This is a genomic window from Azospirillaceae bacterium, from assembly GCA_028283825.1.
Lineage (GTDB): Bacteria > Pseudomonadota > Alphaproteobacteria > Azospirillales > Azospirillaceae > Nitrospirillum.
Window position 1 is genome coordinate 508,957 of record JAPWJW010000002.1, and the last position, 16,119, is coordinate 525,075.

General features: G+C 68.1%; 13 protein-coding genes and 1 pseudogene. 10 read left to right on the forward strand and 4 right to left on the reverse strand.

Going from position 1 to position 16,119, the window contains the following annotated elements:
- The first annotated feature begins 1 nt into the window (after position 1).
- Positions 2-1,444 carry a PepSY domain-containing protein gene (locus PW843_10955; GenBank protein ID MDE1147123.1) on the forward strand — a complete coding sequence of 481 codons (1,443 nt, stop codon included), beginning with the start codon at positions 2-4 and terminating at the stop codon, positions 1,442-1,444.
- A gap of 22 nt (positions 1,445-1,466) precedes the next feature.
- On the opposite strand, the gene PW843_10960 is transcribed toward PW843_10955, so the two are convergent.
- Both PW843_10960 and PW843_10965 read right to left on the reverse strand, forming a co-directional pair.
- Positions 1,467-2,636, reverse strand: a complete 1,170-nt coding sequence (locus tag PW843_10960; GenBank protein ID MDE1147124.1) for an acetyl-CoA acetyltransferase — start codon at positions 2,634-2,636, stop codon at positions 1,467-1,469.
- Positions 2,637-2,782: 146 nt separating this feature from the next.
- Positions 2,783-3,571 (reverse strand): MFS transporter, encoded by a 789-nt coding sequence (locus tag PW843_10965; GenBank protein ID MDE1147125.1) that lies wholly within the window; start codon positions 3,569-3,571, stop codon positions 2,783-2,785.
- A 749-nt stretch (positions 3,572-4,320) separates the two neighbouring features.
- On the opposite strand from PW843_10965, the gene PW843_10970 reads away from it, so the two are divergent.
- From PW843_10970 to PW843_11010, 9 genes and pseudogenes are all read left to right on the forward strand, one after another.
- Positions 4,321-5,838 (forward strand): AMP-binding protein, encoded by a 1,518-nt coding sequence (locus PW843_10970; GenBank protein MDE1147126.1) that lies wholly within the window; start codon positions 4,321-4,323, stop codon positions 5,836-5,838.
- A 32-nt stretch (positions 5,839-5,870) separates the two neighbouring features.
- Entirely contained in the window at positions 5,871-6,419 is a 549-nt protein-coding gene (locus tag PW843_10975) for a carboxymuconolactone decarboxylase family protein (GenBank protein MDE1147127.1), read from the forward strand.
- A gap of 96 nt (positions 6,420-6,515) precedes the next feature.
- Positions 6,516-7,181, forward strand: a complete 666-nt coding sequence (locus tag PW843_10980; GenBank protein MDE1147128.1) for a TetR family transcriptional regulator — start codon at positions 6,516-6,518, stop codon at positions 7,179-7,181.
- A 77-nt stretch (positions 7,182-7,258) separates the two neighbouring features.
- On the forward strand, positions 7,259-8,266 hold the full coding sequence (locus PW843_10985; GenBank protein MDE1147129.1) for an MBL fold metallo-hydrolase: 1,008 nt from the start codon (positions 7,259-7,261) through the stop codon (positions 8,264-8,266).
- Between the two features lie 24 nt (positions 8,267-8,290).
- Positions 8,291-9,232 carry a fumarylacetoacetate hydrolase family protein gene (locus tag PW843_10990; protein ID MDE1147130.1) on the forward strand — a complete coding sequence of 314 codons (942 nt, stop codon included), beginning with the start codon at positions 8,291-8,293 and terminating at the stop codon, positions 9,230-9,232.
- 59 nt (positions 9,233-9,291) lie between these two features.
- On the forward strand, positions 9,292-11,451 hold the full coding sequence (locus PW843_10995; protein MDE1147131.1) for a TonB-dependent receptor: 2,160 nt from the start codon (positions 9,292-9,294) through the stop codon (positions 11,449-11,451).
- A 210-nt stretch (positions 11,452-11,661) separates the two neighbouring features.
- Positions 11,662-11,823, forward strand: a pseudogene (locus PW843_11000) (co-chaperone GroES).
- Positions 11,807-12,277 (forward strand): xenobiotic (desulfurization)monooxygenase subunit A, NtaA/SnaA/SoxA/DszA family protein, encoded by a 471-nt coding sequence (locus tag PW843_11005; protein MDE1147132.1) that lies wholly within the window; start codon positions 11,807-11,809, stop codon positions 12,275-12,277. Before PW843_11000 ends, PW843_11005 begins: the two are co-directional and overlap by 17 nt.
- Before the next feature lie 11 nt (positions 12,278-12,288).
- Positions 12,289-13,044, forward strand: coding sequence for a tyrosine-protein phosphatase (locus PW843_11010; protein ID MDE1147133.1), 756 nt, complete (start codon positions 12,289-12,291; stop codon positions 13,042-13,044).
- A gap of 97 nt (positions 13,045-13,141) precedes the next feature.
- Here PW843_11010 and PW843_11015 read toward each other — a convergent pair whose 3' ends face one another.
- Together PW843_11015 and PW843_11020 are read right to left on the reverse strand one after the other, a co-directional pair.
- A complete protein-coding gene (locus PW843_11015) occupies positions 13,142-13,843 on the reverse strand; it encodes a hypothetical protein (protein ID MDE1147134.1) in 702 nt (233 codons plus the stop codon).
- A gap of 12 nt (positions 13,844-13,855) precedes the next feature.
- Positions 13,856-15,988, reverse strand: coding sequence for a TonB-dependent receptor (locus PW843_11020; GenBank protein MDE1147135.1), 2,133 nt, complete (start codon positions 15,986-15,988; stop codon positions 13,856-13,858).
- Positions 15,989-16,119 lie beyond the last annotated feature (131 nt).

Below are 16,119 nucleotides of genomic sequence, written 5' to 3' on the forward strand. Positions count from 1 at the left end.
CATGATGAGCATCGATACCCTCTCCGCCCAGGAAGCTTTCGACCAGGGGGGGCCTGCCGATCGCCGGTCCTGGCTGGATCTGCGGGCGGTCTGGCGCTGGCACTTCTACGCCGGCCTGTTCTGCGTCCCCTTCATCGTCTGGCTGTCGCTGACCGGCGCCCTCTATCTGTTCAAGCCGCAGGTGGAGGCGCTGATCGACCGGCCCTACGACACCCTGGCCGTCACCGGCCAGCGGGCCAGCGTCGCCGACCAGGCACAAGCGGCCGTCGCCGCCGTGCCGGGCGGCGTGCTGAACGCCTATGAGCTGCCGGCCGGTCCCAATTCCGCCGCCCGCATCATCGTCGGCCGGGGGACGGAGCAATTCCGCGTCTACGTCCACCCGGAAACCCTGGCCATCCTGAAGGTGGTGAGCGAGGACGACCGCCTGATGCGCATCATCTTCCGCCTGCATGGCGAACTGATGATGGGTGACAAGGGCTCCTACCTTGTGGAACTGGCGGCCTCCTGGGCCATCGTCATGATCCTGACCGGCCTGTACCTGTGGTGGCCGCGCCAGGCCCGGGGTTTGGCCGGCATCCTTTATCCCCGGCTGGGCAACGGCGGGCGCACCTTCTGGCGCGACCTGCATGCCGTGGTGGGCCTGTGGGTCTCCTTCTTCGCGCTGTTCCTGCTGCTCAGCGGCCTGCCCTGGTCAAAGAACTGGGGCGCCTATTTCAAGGAGATGCGCTACATCACCGGCACGGCCGTGCCCAAGCAGGACTGGCCCACCGGCCGGTCCGACGAACTGGCCGCGCGCCTGGCGATGAACAACGGCGTGGCGGCCAGCGCCGCGGCGGTTGCCGATGAGCATGCGGCCCATCACCACCACGGCGGCGGGGCCATGCCCGCCATGGTGATGGACTACACGCCGCTGGACGGCCTGGTGGCCACGGTGGCGCCCCTGAACCTGGCGGCACCCGTGCTGATCTCCCCCCCGCGCAAGCCGGGCGGCCCCTGGACCGCCAAGTCGGACGCGCAGAACCGACCGCTGCGCACCGACCTGACGCTGGGCGCCGATGGCCAACTGCTGACGCGCCAGGATTTCAACCAGCGCCACTGGCTGGATCAGGTGGTGGGCTTCGGCGTGGCGGCGCATGAGGGGCAGTTGTTCGGCTGGCTGAACCAGGTGCTGGGCGTGTTCACCGCCGTCAGCCTGGTCACCCTGGCCGTCAGTTCGGTGGTGCTGTGGCTGCGTCGCCGCCCGTCCCACATGCTGGGGGCGCCGCCGGCCACCCGCGCCTCGCAACGGCCGGCGCGTTCCCCCTGGCTGTTCGCCGTGCTGCTGGTGGCGCTGGGCTTGTTCCTGCCGCTGCTGGGGATATCGTTGATCGTCGTGCTGCTGGTCGAGCGCCTGGTGCTGCGCCACCTGCCGGTGGCACGGGCCTGGCTGGGGCTGGCGGCGTAGGGGGCCAAGGCGCCGTCATGGTTCATCGGGCGCGTTCCAGGATGGAGCAATAGTTGGCGACCCCGACGCCCCCCATGTTGAACACGGCGCCCAGCGTGGGGGTGGGCAGTTGCAGCGCGCCGGCCTCCCCGGCCAATTGCATGGCGACCATCACATGCATGGAGACGCCGGTGGCGCCGACGGGATGCCCCTTGGCCTTCAGCCCGCCCGACCGGTTGACGGGCAGGACGCCCCCGACCTCCGTCCAGCCCTCCAGGATGGCTCGCGCCCCCTGGCCGCGCGGGGTCAGGCCCATGGCTTCATATTCCATGAGTTCGGCGATGGTGAAGCAGTCGTGGGTTTCCACCAGCGACAGATCGGAAAGTGTGAGGCCCGCCGCCGCCAGGGCCTGGCGCCAGGCCTCGGCCGCCCCCTCGAACCAAGTGGGGTCGCGGCGCGACAGGGGCAGGAAGTCGTTCACATGGGCGGCGGCGCGGATGCGGACGGCGCGGCGCAGGGTCCGGGCGGTATCCGCGTCGGCCAACACCAGGGCCGCGGCGCCGTCGCTGAGGGGGGAACAGTCGGTACGTTTCAGCGGCCCGGCGACGATGGGGTTTTTCTCCGACACCGTCCGGCAGAAGTCGAAGCCCAGGTCGCGCCGCATCTGGGCATAGGGGTTGTCCAGGCCGTTGCGGTGGTTCTTGGCGGCGATGCGGGCCAGGGCGTCCGACTGGTCGCCGTAGCGCTGGAAATAGGCCCCCGCCACCTGCGCGAACATGCCGGCGAACCCGGCGGGCACCAGGCCTTCCTCCACGCGGTATGACGCGCTCAGCAAATGGTCGCCCGCCTCGGCCGTGGACACCGCCGTCATCTTTTCCGCCCCCACCACCAGGGCCAGGCGGCCGCGCCCCGCCGCGATGAAGTCGCGCGCGGCGTACAGGGCGGCGGAACCCGAGGCGCAGGCGTTCTCGCAATGCACCGCCGGCTTCAGCCGCAGTTCGGGAACCGATTGCAGGGGCAGGGAACTGGGGAAGCTCTGGCGGCTGAAGCCGGAGTTGAAGTTGCCGACGAAGACGCCGTCGATGTCTGCCGGGGAGACGCCGGCATCGGCGATGGCCGGGCGGGCGACGCGGGCGATCAGCTGTTCGATGTCGGCATCATCCAGCTTTCCGAAAGGGCTGTGCGCCCATCCGACGATACAGGGTCCGGTCATGGGAAATCCTTATGAGACAACGGCGTGAGGTTCGCCTCACGCCGTTTCTGGCCGGCGACTGCCGGCCCCGGAGTGAGCACCGCAGGGCGGAACGAGGAAGCCCAAGCCGCCGGATGGCGGCGCCCGGCGCTTGAGGGCGAAAAAAATCAAGCGCTGAGGCGCTGGCGGCGCAACGCCTCGAAACCGTCACGGTTGGCGACGTACAGCAGGATGACGGCCAGGGCGGCGGGCAAGGCGGCGGCGGCGATGGCGTAGGACAGGTGGGACGGGCCGAACAAATGGTCGCTGGCCAGCCCCACGGCCAGCGGACCGCAGCCCGATCCGCCCAGGCCCAGCAGCAGCACCATCAGGGCGGAACCCTGGCCGCGCAGTTGGTTGGGGAACATCTCCTGCACCATCACCTGGCCGCTGGCGGAAGCGAAGGGCAGGGCGGTCAGGCACAGCGCGATGCAGGCGAAGGCCGCCTTGGTGTCGCCGGCCAGGGGCAGCAGCGCCAGCCCGATGGCGGCGGCCCCGGTTCCCGCCGCGCACACCCGGAACTTGGCGGCCGGCACCCCCCGCGCGGTCCAATGGTCGGCGATGAAGGCCCCGGCCAGGGCGCCGGCGATGCCGCCCAATGCGGCGATGGTGCCCAGGGTCACGCCCACGCCGGACGCGGCCAGCCCGAACTGGCGGATCAGCATGCTGGGCGCCCAGGCCATGACCGAATAGGCGGCGAACGCCAGCAGGCCGTGGGCCAGGAACACACCCGTCATGATCCGGGCATGGGCGCGGATGTAGGCGACAAGGCCGGGGGTGGTCGCCGCCGACATCTCCGCCGCGGGCAGCGGCACGCCCGTTTCCTGGCGGGCCGGTTCGCGCATGGCCAGCACCAGCAGGGCCACGGCCAGGCCGGGCAGGCCGATGACCAGGAAGGTGCCGCGCCACGGCGCCAGGCCACCCAGCAGCGGCAGGCGCCGGATGCTGGGCCAGCCAGCCCGGCAGCACGCCCCCCGCTATGAGCGACAGGCCGATGCCGATATAGACGCCCAGCAGATAGACGCTCATGGCCCGGCCCCGCGCGCGCGGCTGGAAACAGTCGGCGATCAGGGAACAGGCGGCGGGGGTCAGGCAGGCCTCGCTGACGCCCACGCCCATGCGGGCGGCGAACAGCCACCAGTAGCCGGGCGCCAGGCCACACAGCATGGTCATGAGGCTCCACGTGCCGATGCCCACGGCCAGGACGTACTTGCGCCGTCCCCGGTCCACCCACCGGCCGATGACCAGCCCCAGCGTGCTGTAGAGCAGGACGAAGGCGAAGCCGTAGAGCAGGCTCATGCCGGAATCGCTAATCCCCAGATCGTGCTTGATGGGGCCGACCAGGATGGCCAGCAACTGCCGGTCCAGAAAGCCCGACAGGGTCGCCAGGAAGACGATGGATGAGACGAAATAGGCCGACCGCCGGGTAGGGTAGGGCGGACTGGCAATGGTTCCCACACGCTCCATACGCACTGGCACGTCCCCCCGTTCATTTGTCGTTGACGCCATTTGATCCTTCGTCGGGGGACAGGTCCAGCCGCCGTTATGGACGCGTGTCCAGAAGCGACCGCCGTTGGACGGGCGTCCAAGCTTTGCCATTGCCCGGGCCACGGGCGCTGCGTCAGCCATAGGCCCCTAAGAAAACCATCAGGGAGGGGCGCGTCCGATGCGCATGATCGACTATTTCGAACAGGGATTCCGGCGTCGCGGCGATGCGCCCGCCTTCATCCTGGGCGGCGAATCCATGTCCTGGGAAACGGCGCGCGACCGGGTGGAGCGTATCGCCGCCGCCCTGGCCGCCCGGGGTGTCGAGGCGGGCATGCGGGTGGGGGTGTACAGTCCGAACAGCGTCGACGCCTTCCTGGCCATCCTGGCCGCCTTCCGGCTGGGCGCGGTCTGGGTCCCGATCAACGCCCGCAATTCGGATGAGGCCAACCGCCACTGGCTGGCCCTGATGGGCTGCCGCTGCCTGTTCTACCACCCCGACCTGGCGGATGAGGTCGCGGCGCTGCGCCCGGTGTTGGCGGACGGCCTGCTGGTCCGCCTGGATGAGCTGGCCGCGTTCGAGGCCCTGGGGGACAGCCCGGCCCCCTATCCGGCCGATGCCCCCGACACCCTGGCCAGCGTCTTTCCCACCGGCGGCACCACCGGCCTGTCCAAGGCGGCGGAATGGACGCTGCAGACGTGGGAGACGATGATCGCCACCTTCTGGCAGTGCATGCCCCATGAGGGGCGGCCCGTGCACCTGGTGGCCGGGCCGATGACGCATGCCGCCGGCGTGCTGGCCTTCTGCTGCCTGCCCGGCGGCGCCACCAACGTCATCCTGCCCAAGGCCGACCCGCGCGCCATCCTGGACGCCATCAAGCGCGAGGGCGTGACCCACCTCTACCTGCCGCCCACCCTGATCTACAGCCTGCTTGACCAGCCGGATGTGCGCACCCGCGACTATTCCTCGCTGCGCTACATGGTGGTGGCCGCGGCCCCCATCTCACCCGCCAAGCTGCGGGAGGCGGTGGCGGTGTTCGGGCCGGTCGTCTGCCAGTCCTATGGCCAGGCGGAGGCGCCGATGTTCATGACCTTCCTGCCGGCGCGGGACCTGGCGGCCGGGCCCGAGGCGCGCTGGGCCAGCTGCGGCCGCGCCACGCTGGCGACGCGGGTGGAGGTCATGGGGGCGGAAGGCCACCTGCTGGCCGATGGCGAGCGGGGGGAGATCGTGGTGCGCGGCAACCTGGTCACCCCCGGCTATTACCGCAATGCCGAGGCGACGGCGGCGGCCCGCGACCAGGGCTGGCACCGTACCGGCGACATCGGCTATCGCGACGCGGTGGGTTTTTTCCACATCGTCGACCGCGCCAAGGACATGATCATCAGCGGCGGCTTCAACGTCTATTCCACCGAGGTGGAGCAGGTGATCCTGTCCCATCCGGCGGTGCGCGACTGCGCCGTGTTCGGCGTGCCCGACCCCAAATGGGGCGAGGCGGTGCACGCGGCGGTGGAACTGAAGGACGGGTGCCAGGCCGCGCCGGCCGACATCATCGCCCTGGTCAAGGAAAGGCTGGGCGGCGTGCACGCCCCCAAGGCCGTGACCTTCTGGGCCGAATTGCCCCGCAGCCCGGTCGGCAAGGTGCTGAAGCGCGCCATCCGCGACCCCTATTGGCAGGGCCGCGACCGCGCGGTCGGCTGATCCCCTCCAACCAGGACAAGGACTTGAGAGCCATGCCCACGATCCCCTACCAGGACGACCCCGGCCCCGACGCGGCGGAGGTGGTGGCCGCCATCCGCGCCCGGCGCGGCGGCCGCCTGCTGAACCTGGACCGCATGCTGCTGCATAATCCGCGCGTCGCCGCCGGCTGGGGCGCCCTGATGGGCCCCATCCGCAACAGCCCCAACATCAGCGCCCGCCACCGCGAACTGGCCATCTGCGCGGTGGCCCGCCTGAACGGCGCCGACTATGAGTTCCGCCACCACACCGGCCCATGGCTGCGCGACGGCGGCACCCAGGCGCAGCTGGACGCGCTGGACGATGTCGCCGCCGCCAGCCGCGATACCGACCTGTTCGACGCGGCGGACCGCGCGGTCCTGGCCTTCGCCCTGGACAGCACCCGGCATGTCCGCATCGCCGCGGACACGCTGGCGGCGGTGCGGACCCACTTCCCAGATCCGGCGGCGGTGTTCGACCTGACCATGATCGTTGCCTCCTACAACATGGTGGCGCGTGTCCTGGTGGGCCTGGATATCGGGTTCGAGGCGCCGGTCGTGACGTGACGTCACCCCTTGCTCCTGGGGCCCGCTTGGTCTTTGCCCGCCCCTGGCCTATGATCCGGGCGAAGGGAAGCGTCCGGTGGGGATGCAAGGGGATGGATGGCCAAGTCTGATGCGATCGCGGCGCTGATGGACAGCGCCACCACGGTGTTCGCCCGCAGCGGATATGAGGGGGCGTCGCTGCGGGACATCGCGGCGGACGCGAACCTGCCGCTCAGCACCATCAACGCCTATTTCGGCGGCAAGGCCGACCTGTTCGTGGCCGTGATGCAGAGCATCTGGCGCGAGATCGAGGCGGAGCGGCGGGCCCTGCTGGCGGAACGGCAGGCGGCCAGGGGCGGTGCCGCGGCCGACCTGCGCGACATTGTCACCGCCCTGACCAAGCCGCTGGTCAACCGCGCCCGCAGCGCCGACCCCCTGATGCGCAGGGCGCCGCGCCTGCTGCGCCAATGGGTCAACGCCCCGGCGGAGGTGCGCGAGGCCATGCGGCGGCAAAGCTTCAGCAACCCTTCGTTGCGTATCTGGATCGATTCCGTGCGCGCGGCCAGCCCCGGCCTGACCCCGGCGCAGGCGGTATGGGGTTTTTCCTTCATCGTCGGCGCGCTCTATTCCTATGAGCTGATGGACAGCCGCTACGACGATATCGTTGACCTTGGTCATGACGATCCCGAAACGATCGCGCAATACCTGGTGAATTTCGCCGTTGCCGGCATGCGGGGCATCGGCGGCGGCGTGCCCGAGGCGTCGTTGGACAACCGTCCATAGGCTGCTGTTGCCTGGATGAGCCACTTGCCTGTCCACTAGCCCTACCCCGAACGGGGAAGAAAAAAGGGAGGACGCTGGTGGCCGCATGGGAATTCACCAAAGGGCTGCATGATCTGGGCAACGGCTGCTGGGGCTATATCCTGCCCGACGGCAGCTGGGGCTGGAGCAATGCCGGCCTGATCGAGGACAGCGGCGAGACCCTGCTGGTCGACACGTTGTTCGACCTCAAGATCACGGCGGAGATGCTGGCGACCATGAAGGACGCCGTGCCCGCCGCCGCGCGGATCGGCACCCTGGTCAACACCCATTCCAACGGGGACCACACCTTCGGCAACGAACTGGTGACCGGTGCCCGCATCCTGACCACCCGGTCGGTGGACGCGGACCTGGAACACGTCATGCCCGACGCCATCGCCGACATGCTGGACAACTGGCGGGAGTGGGAGGGCGGCGACTTCATGCACCAGGTGTTCGGTCATTTCGACTTTCGCGGCATCACCATCACCCACGCCACCGACACGTTCGACGGCGCCCTGGACCTGACGGTGGGCAACAAGGCGGTGCGGCTGGTCGATGTCGGCCCTGCCCACACCCGCAGCGACATCCTGGTCCATGTGCCGGGGGACAAGGTGGTCTACACCGGCGACATCCTGTTCGCCGGCGCCCATCCCGCCATCTGGTCGGGCCCCGTGGCCAACTGGGTCAAGGCCTGCGACCTGATCCTGGACTGGGACGTGGACGTGGTGGTGCCCGGCCACGGCCCCATCGTCGGCAAGCCGGCGGTGCGGGACTTCAAGGCCTACCTGCAATACATCTGGGATGAGACGGCCAAGCGCCACGCCGCCGGCATGGGCTTCCTGGACTGCGCCTTCGACATCACGCTGGGTGAATTCGACGATTGGGGCGATGCCGAGCGCATGATCCCCAACGTCATGACCATCTACGGCGAACTGAGCGGCACCCGCCCCGTGCTGCCGCGCCAGGAGCTGTGGGCGCAGATGGGCCGCTACTACAAGCGGCGCCATACGCGCCGGGCGGAGGCCGCCGGCTGCCCCGGCTGCACCAATCCCACCCACCATCACTGACGCCTTTTCCCAAGGAAAACCGCGATGAAGCTTATCTCGTTCGCCATTGACGGCGGCGTGCACATCGGCGCGCTGCTGCCGGGCGAAGCCAGCCTTAGCGACTTCACCGCCGGTGCCGCCGGCGCCCCTTGGTCCATCGACATGCTGGCCCTGATCGACGGGGGCGAGTGGGCGCTGGACGCCGCCCGGGCCCTGGCGGCGCGCCCCGTCGTGGAACGGCCGCTGGATGCCGTGCGCCTGCTGGCGCCGGTGCCGGTGCCGCGCCAGATGTACGACTGCCTGACCTTCGAGAAGCACCTGATGCAGGCACGGGCCAACCGCCACCTGGTGGTGGGGGAAAGCGGGGCCGCCCCGCTGTCCGCCCTGTCGCCGGTGTTCAAGGAACGGCCGGTCTATTACAAGCCCAACCGTTTCAGCGTCGTTGGCACCGGCACGGACGTGATCTGCCCGCGCTATTGCGACTGGTTCGACTATGAACTGGAGTTCGGCGTCTTCCTGGGCAGGTCCGGCAAGGACATCCCCAGGGACGAGGCCGGCGACCACATCTTCGGCTACACCATTTTCAACGATTTCAGCGCCCGCGATCAGCAGTACCGCGAGATGCCGGCCATGCTGGGGCCCAGCAAGGGCAAGGATTTCGACACCGGCAACGCCATGGGCCCCTGGCTGGTGACGGCGGATGAGATCCCCAATGCCCAGGCGCTGACCATGACCACCATCCTCAACGGCCAGGTCCGCGCCGTCGGCAGCAGCGCCGACATGATGCACACCTTCGAAGACATCATCGCCTATGCCTCGGTGGATGAGACGCTGCACGCCGGTGAGTTCTTCGCTTCGGGCACCGTCGGTGGCGGCTGCGGGCTGGAACACGGGCAACGGCTGCGCCACGGCGACGTGATCGAGCTGGAGGTCAGCGGCCTGGGCCGGCTCAGCAATCGGGTGGTGATACCGGCCGAAGCCGGCTGACCCCAAACAAATAAGCGGCAGGCGCCCGGAGAGGCGCCGCCGACCACAGGGAGAACACCATGAACGTCCGCACATGCCTTTTCATGGCCGGCACCTCGGCGCTGGTCCTGGCTTCCCCCGCCCTGGCCCAAACGGCCGCCCCGGCGGCCGTGCCCGCACGGCCGGCCGACATCGGCATCGAGGAGATCGTCGTCACCGCGCAGAAGTTCAGCCAGAACCTGCAGGAGGTGCCGATCTCCGTCACCGCCCTCAACGCCGACGCGCTGGCGAAATCGGGCGTCGTCTCGCTGGACAGTGTGCAGCAATACGCGCCGGGCCTGTCCATGGCCACGGTGGGCAGCGGTTTCGTCAGCTACACCTACATGCGCGGCAGCGGCACCAACCAGCTGGACGCCGGCTCCGACCCCAGCGTCGCCTTCTTCGTGGATGAGGTCTATGTCACCGGCACGGCGGGCGCCCAGTTCGCCCTGTACGACATCGACCAGGTGGAGGTGCTGAAGGGCCCGCAGGGCACCCTGTTCGGCCGCAACGCCGCCGCCGGCGCCATCAGCATCACCACCAAGCGCCCCACCGCGGATTTCAGCGCCGACGCCTCCGTCAATGTCGGCAACTATGACCTGCGCAGCGTCAACGGCGCCGTCTCCGGCCCGCTGACCAGCGATGGCGAGTTGCGCTTCCGCCTGGCGGGTACCATGCAGAACCGGGGCGCCTATACCGAGAACCTGGCGGGGGGCGCCGATCCCGGCACGATCAAGAGCGGCGGCGTGCGCGGACAGCTGGAATACGTCCACGGCGACATGTCGCTGCTGCTGACGGCCGACGGCTATTCGGCCCGCAACGGCATGACCAACCAGTTCCTGTCGTCCGCCAACAAGGCCACCTTCCTGACGCCGGCCGCCATCGCGGCGCTGCCGTCGGGGGAAAGCTTCTACGCGCACTATTACAATGTCGACGGGTTCGAAAACCAGGACGTGGGCGACGTCACCGCCCGGCTGGAATGGGATTTGTCGTTCGCCAAGCTGACGGCCATCTCCGCCTACCGGTCCAACAAGTTCAGCCGCAAGCAGGACCAGGACGGCACCATCGCCGACTCCTATGAGCTGGATTCCGCCGAACAGGACAAGTCGTTCAGCCAGGAACTGCGCCTGTCCAAGCAGACCGCCAACGTCAACTGGGTGGCCGGCCTGTTCTATTACAACGACGACACCACGCGGCAGGACACCGTCATCACCGGCCCGGACTATCCGCCCGTGGCGCTGCGCGACCTGACCAGCATCGACCACAGCCAGTTGCACACCGACAGCATCGCCGGTTTCGGCCAGGCCACCTATTTCTTCACCCCGGATTGGAGCCTGACGGCCGGCGGCCGCTGGACGCACGATGAAAAGGAAGACAACCGCTGGGTCAGCCGCTTCGGCGCGCCCACCTACTATGTCGATCCCAATGCCAGCTGGAGTTCCTTTGATCCGGCGGTGACGCTCAGCTTCCAGCCGTCACCCGACATGATGGCCTACGCGTCCTGGCGGCAGGGGTTCAAGAGCGGCGGCTTCCAGACGCTGCTGCCGGCCACGGCGGCGGTGGCCGCGACACCCTTCAAGCCGGAAAAGGTGAATTCCTACGAGGTCGGTTTCAAAAGCGAATGGCTGGACCACCATTTGCGCACCAACGTCGCCGTGTTCTACGCCGACATCACCGACCAGCAGATCCTGCGCGTGCTGGGCAATTCCACCAACGTCATCGACAATGCCGGCAGCACCCACACGGCCGGCGTCGACGGCCAGATCGACCTGGTGCTGGGGGCCGTCCGCCTGAACGCGGCCATGACCTACCAGCAGGCCCGCTTCGGCCAATACATGACGGGCACCACCAGCTACGCCGGCAAGACCCAGCTGCGGTCGCCGGATTTCTCAGGCTCCTTCGGGGCGGAATACACCCTTCCCGTCTGGACCCGCGACCTGACCCTGCGCGGTGAATACGTCTATCAGACGGAAAGCTTCTTCGACGCCGCCAACACCAGGGTCACCGGCCTTTACCAGCCGGCCTACGGCCTGGTGAATGCCCGCGCCGCCCTGCACCTGGGCGATTGGGAAATCGCCGCCTGGGCCAAGAACATCACGGATGAGCACTACTACCGCAATATCGCGGTCTCCGGTGCGACCGGCCTTGCCGTGCCCGGCGATCCGGCGACCTACGGGGTGTCGCTGCGCTGGTCGATGTAATTTCTATGGGGCGTGCACGGGGGCGCCAAGAATCCCGATAGGCATTCCCTGAAAAAAAGGATGGGGGGACAACGCGGGGGCGGCCATGTGCCGCCCCCGCAGTGATTCCTGGGAACACCGAAAATGGATTGTTGAATTTATCTGAATTGACGATCCGCGGTGTGAATTTCTAGGGTTGCCCCGTACCACCCGTTACGGAGAACCCATTCCATGTCGTTCCGTCCCCTGCATGACCGCGTCCTCGTCCGGCGCCTGGACCAGGAAGAAAAGACCAAGGGCGGGATCATCATCCCCGACACCGTCAAGGAAAAGCCCCAGGAGGGCGAGGTGGTGGCCGTGGGCCCCGGCGTGCGGGATGAGCACGGCCGCTTGCAGCCGCGACCGCGCCGCCACCCTGCGCGGCCTGTCCCAATACGCCAGCCTGGGCGTGGACCTTTCCATCCTGCCGTTTGATGAGCCCATCCAACTGCCCGATGAGATCGCGGAGACCAACAGCCACAAAAGCCGCCAGTGCCTGATGGTGGATTGGATCCGGCGGGAACGCCCCACGGTGCGTGACCTGTACACCCGGTTCACCGCCGGCGGGCACCGCGTGCTGGTCGGCACGCCCGAGAGCATCGCCGACGATTTTGAGGAATGGGTGACCACGGGGGCCGCCGACGGCTTCACCATCATGTTCCCCTCCGCCCCCGCTGGGATCGAGGATTTCGTGACCCTGGTGGTGCCGGAACTGCAACGGCGCGGCCTGTTCCGCCGGGACTATCCCGGCCGCACCTTGCGCGATACGCTGGGCCTGCCGGTGCCGCGCAACCGCTTTTTCTCGTGACGGAGGATTGGATGCTGTCGGGTGTGCCCAATTTCCGCGACGCTGGCGGTTACGCCACCGGCCACGGCGTGCCGCTGCGGCGGGGCGTGCTGTACCGGTCCGGCCGGCCGGCGCAGGCCACGGCGGCGGATGTCGCCACCTTGCGGGAACTGGGTGTGTCCACCATCGTCGACCTGCGGTGGCCGGATGAGAGGCGACGCCATCCCACCGGGCCCTGGGCCGAAGCGCTGGAGGCCATCACCAGCGATGCCGGCGGCGACATCGACCCCTGGCCGGGTTTCCTGCGCGACAGCGACCTGAGTGCGGCGACGCTGGAGGATTACATCCGCCGCTTTTACGCCGGTGCCGCCTTTGAAGTGCGCCATGTCGACCTGTTTTCCCGCTACTTCCAGGCACTGGGCGCCGGCGATGGTGCCCTGCTGGTGCACTGCACCGGCGGCAAGGACCGGACGGGCCTGCTGATCGCCCTGACCCATCATCTGCTGGGTGTCCATCGTGACGACATCCTGGCCGACTATCTGGCGACCAACCGGCACTGGCCCTTCGACGTCCATAGCGCGGAGGTCACGGCATCCCTGGCCGCCGCCCACGGCAGCGTCGTCCCGACGGAGGCGGCGGTGCGCGTGGTGATGGAGGTGCGGCCCGATTTCCTGGATGCCGCTTTTCAGGCGATCACACGGCGCCACGGGTCGGTGGATGGCTACCTGGACCAGGGGCTGGGGGTGTCGGCGGACCTGCGCGACCGGATATTGGCCCGCCTGGTATAGGCATCCGGATACCGCAAGCCGGCGCTGGCCAAATTGGTGGTCCGTTCGAACGGGAGGACCAGTGCCGACGCGGGGCTTCCCGCGTCGGCAGGCCAATTCAGCGTTCTCCGCGCGCCCAGGTGACGGCGGCGTCGAACAGGCGCAGCCCTTCGGGCGTCAGGTTGCCGAAGGTGTCGTTGTCCAGGAAGATCATCACCCGGCGGGCCGGGGCGATGCTCTCGTAATCCATGGTCGCACCCTTCTCATACCCGAAGATGGCCACCTTCTCGGGCTCGCCGGCCAAGGTGGCGATGATGGTCGCCCCCAGGCCCGGCTTGCCCCAGTTCATGGGCGCGTTCTTGGCGTAGACGTTCACGATGCCGGCCGGCAGGCCGGCTTCCAGCGGGTGCGGGGCGTTGACCAGCCAGAGCGCGTGCTGCTTGTCGGTCTTGCCGAAATCGGTCTCGGGCCGCTTGCCGCTCATGCCCATGTCGTCCAGCAGGTCGCTTTCCCAGGTGACCAGCGGGACGGTCACGTTGCGGTAGGCGCCCAGCAGATCGCGTGAGCGCACGCTGGACGACAGCACCACCAGGTCCATGCCGTCGGCAGCACTGGCCGGCGCGTATTGGTCGTACAGCGTCACGGTGAACCCTAAGGACTCCAGGTGCTTTTGCACGGCCTGGTCGGTCTCGATGCTCTTGCCGTCCTTGCGGACGACCAGCAGCACCTTGCCGGTGGCGGCGAAAGCGCCGCCCAGGCCCAGCGCGCAGAACAGCAGGGCCAGGGCCGCGACGGTGATGATGCGGAAACGATGAAACATGGGGTCTTGTCCTCAGAGGTCCACGCGGACGCTGAACTTGGCGGTGCGGGGCAGGCCCTCCGCCAGGCGGTTGTTGCCGGCGGCCGCCCAGTAGCGGAGATCGGTGACGTTATCGACGTTCAGCTGCCAGGTGACGGCCGTGTGATTGATCGTCGTCCGGTACTGTGCGCCCAGGTCCAGCGTGGTGAAGCCGGGCACGGTGCCCTGGTTGGCGTCGTTCACCGGGCGGCTGCCGGTGTAGTGCACGCCGCCGTTCAGCGACAGGCCGGACACGATGGGCACGGCGTAGGCGACGAACAGGCTGCCGGTGTAGGTGGGCGTGTTCTCCGGCGTCTTGCCCAGCAGATCGGCGGTGATGTCCTCGAACCGGGCGTGCAGGTACTGGCCGGACAGCTGCACCGACCAATTGTCGTCGATCTGGCCCTGGGCGCTGGCCTCGAACCCGCGGTAGCGCTCGGTCCCGCCGCCGACGAACACGTTGGCGCTGTTGACGTAGCTGGCGCCGCGCTGGATGTCGAAGGCCGCGACGGAGAACAGGGTGGTGGACGTCGCTTCCCAGCGCAGGCCCGCTTCCTTTTGCTTGGAAATGGTGGGCGCCAGCGCCTCATTGACGTTGACGGCGGTGTTGGGCGCGCGGTCGCCCTGCTCGATGCCCGTCGCGTACGAGGCGTAGGCCATCAGGGACGGCGTGAATTTGTAGATCAGGGCCAGCAGCGGCGTGGTCTTGCTCGCCGTGTAGTGGTTGGTGCCCTGGTCGCTGACATAGTTGGTGTAGCGCCCGCCGACGATGGCCTGCCAGTTTTCCAGGAAGCTGATGCGGTCGGTCGCGTAGACGCCTTTGTCGGTGGCGGTCAGGGGGGCGGTGTAGGTGGTGCTGGTCGTCGGCAGCCACGGCAGGCTGATGGGGTTGAACAGGTTCTGCGCGCCGCTGAACTGGGCGGTGTAGGTCGGGCTCTGGTCCGATTGCGTCTGCGCCGCCCCCACCGTCAGTTCATGGCCCACCGGGCCGGTGGCGAAGGTGCCGAACAGTTCGGCGCGGACGTTCTTGTTCACCCAGCTGACGTTTTCCTGGCGGTTGCCGGTGAGGGTGCCCTGGCCGGTGGTCATGTTGTAGTTCTTCACCTCGGTGAACGCGCGGGCGTCGCGGGTCAGGCGGGCCTGGCCGGCCTCAACCGTGGCGATCCAGTTGTCGGCGACGGCGTAATCGACATGGGCCAGCAGGTTGTTGCCGTGGGCCACGAAATCCGCCCAGCCCGGCGACAGGCGCTTGGACGGATCGGGCAGGCTGGGCAGGGTGATCGTGCCGTTCTTGGCCGCCGGCAAGGTCACCACGCTCTGCTCACCCACCGTGCGCTGGAAGTATTCGCCGTCCAGCCGGATGTTGAGGCGGTCGGTGGCGCGCCAGTCGAACGCGCCGCTGGCCATCTTGCGTTCGCCGTTGATGCCGGCGATGGGGGATTCCGTGTCGCCGCCCGCCAGGTTGACGCGCAGGCCGTACTGGTCATGGTCGCCGAAGCGCCGGCCGACATCGACCGTGCCGATCAGGCCGCCATTGTCGCTGGTGGACAGGCCGAAGGAGGTCACGGGCTTGTCGCCCGCGCGTTTGGTCACCAGGTTCACCACACCGCCCGGGGCGGTATAGCCGTAATACAGGGCCGAGACGCCCTTCAGCACCTCCACCCGTTCCTTGTCCTCCAGCGGCAACTGCATGAGGTTCAGGACGGGCAGGGAGCCGTTGAGGCGGAAGTTGCTGCGGTTGTCCAGGATGACGCCGCGGATGGCCAGGTTGTCGATGGTGTCGCCGCCCAGCTGCTGCTTGGTGACACCCGGCGCGTTGCGCAGCACGTCGTAGAGGCTGACCGTCGCCTGCGCGTCCATCAGGTCGCGCGTCGCCACGTTCACCGTCGCCGGCACGTCCATGATGGACTGGTCACGGAACGCGCCGACACCGACGCGCTGGGCCACCAGCCCCTTGTCGGCGTTGGCATAGACGTTGACCGTGTCCGAGGTCTCGGGCGATGCCGCCTGGCTTTCCGGGGCCTGGGCCGCCTGAGGCTGCGCCTCCTGGGCGTGGGCGTCCTGGGAAACGACGTTGGTGACGAAAAGCGGGGCAGCAAGCAACGCTGCGAAGCCGGGGCGACGCATGATCCATCCAGTGCAAATGAAATTCATTTGCACCTTATGTCGCACTGCCTGCCCCTTGTAAAGGGCTGCGTTTGATATTTACTTTGAAAATCAACATCAATACACGGTTACCAAAACTAACGGAAAATTTA

Excerpts from the sequence above, each read along its gene's own strand:
- PW843_10955 (MDE1147123.1), top strand. The coding sequence starts at position 2 with ATGATGAGCATCGATACCCTCTCCGCCCAGGAAGCTTTCGACCAGGGG.
- PW843_10960 (MDE1147124.1), bottom strand. The coding sequence starts at position 2,636 with ATGACCGGACCCTGTATCGTCGGATGGGCGCACAGCCCTTTCGGAAAG.
- PW843_10970 (MDE1147126.1), top strand. The coding sequence starts at position 4,321 with ATGCGCATGATCGACTATTTCGAACAGGGATTCCGGCGTCGCGGCGAT.
- PW843_10975 (MDE1147127.1), top strand. The coding sequence starts at position 5,871 with ATGCCCACGATCCCCTACCAGGACGACCCCGGCCCCGACGCGGCGGAG.
- PW843_10980 (MDE1147128.1), top strand. The coding sequence starts at position 6,516 with ATGGCCAAGTCTGATGCGATCGCGGCGCTGATGGACAGCGCCACCACG.
- PW843_10990 (MDE1147130.1), top strand. The coding sequence starts at position 8,291 with ATGAAGCTTATCTCGTTCGCCATTGACGGCGGCGTGCACATCGGCGCG.
- PW843_10995 (MDE1147131.1), top strand. The coding sequence starts at position 9,292 with ATGAACGTCCGCACATGCCTTTTCATGGCCGGCACCTCGGCGCTGGTC.
- PW843_11005 (MDE1147132.1), top strand. The coding sequence starts at position 11,807 with ATGAGCACGGCCGCTTGCAGCCGCGACCGCGCCGCCACCCTGCGCGGC.
- PW843_11010 (MDE1147133.1), top strand. The coding sequence starts at position 12,289 with ATGCTGTCGGGTGTGCCCAATTTCCGCGACGCTGGCGGTTACGCCACC.
- PW843_11015 (MDE1147134.1), bottom strand. The coding sequence starts at position 13,843 with ATGTTTCATCGTTTCCGCATCATCACCGTCGCGGCCCTGGCCCTGCTG.
- PW843_11020 (MDE1147135.1), bottom strand. The coding sequence starts at position 15,988 with ATGCGTCGCCCCGGCTTCGCAGCGTTGCTTGCTGCCCCGCTTTTCGTC.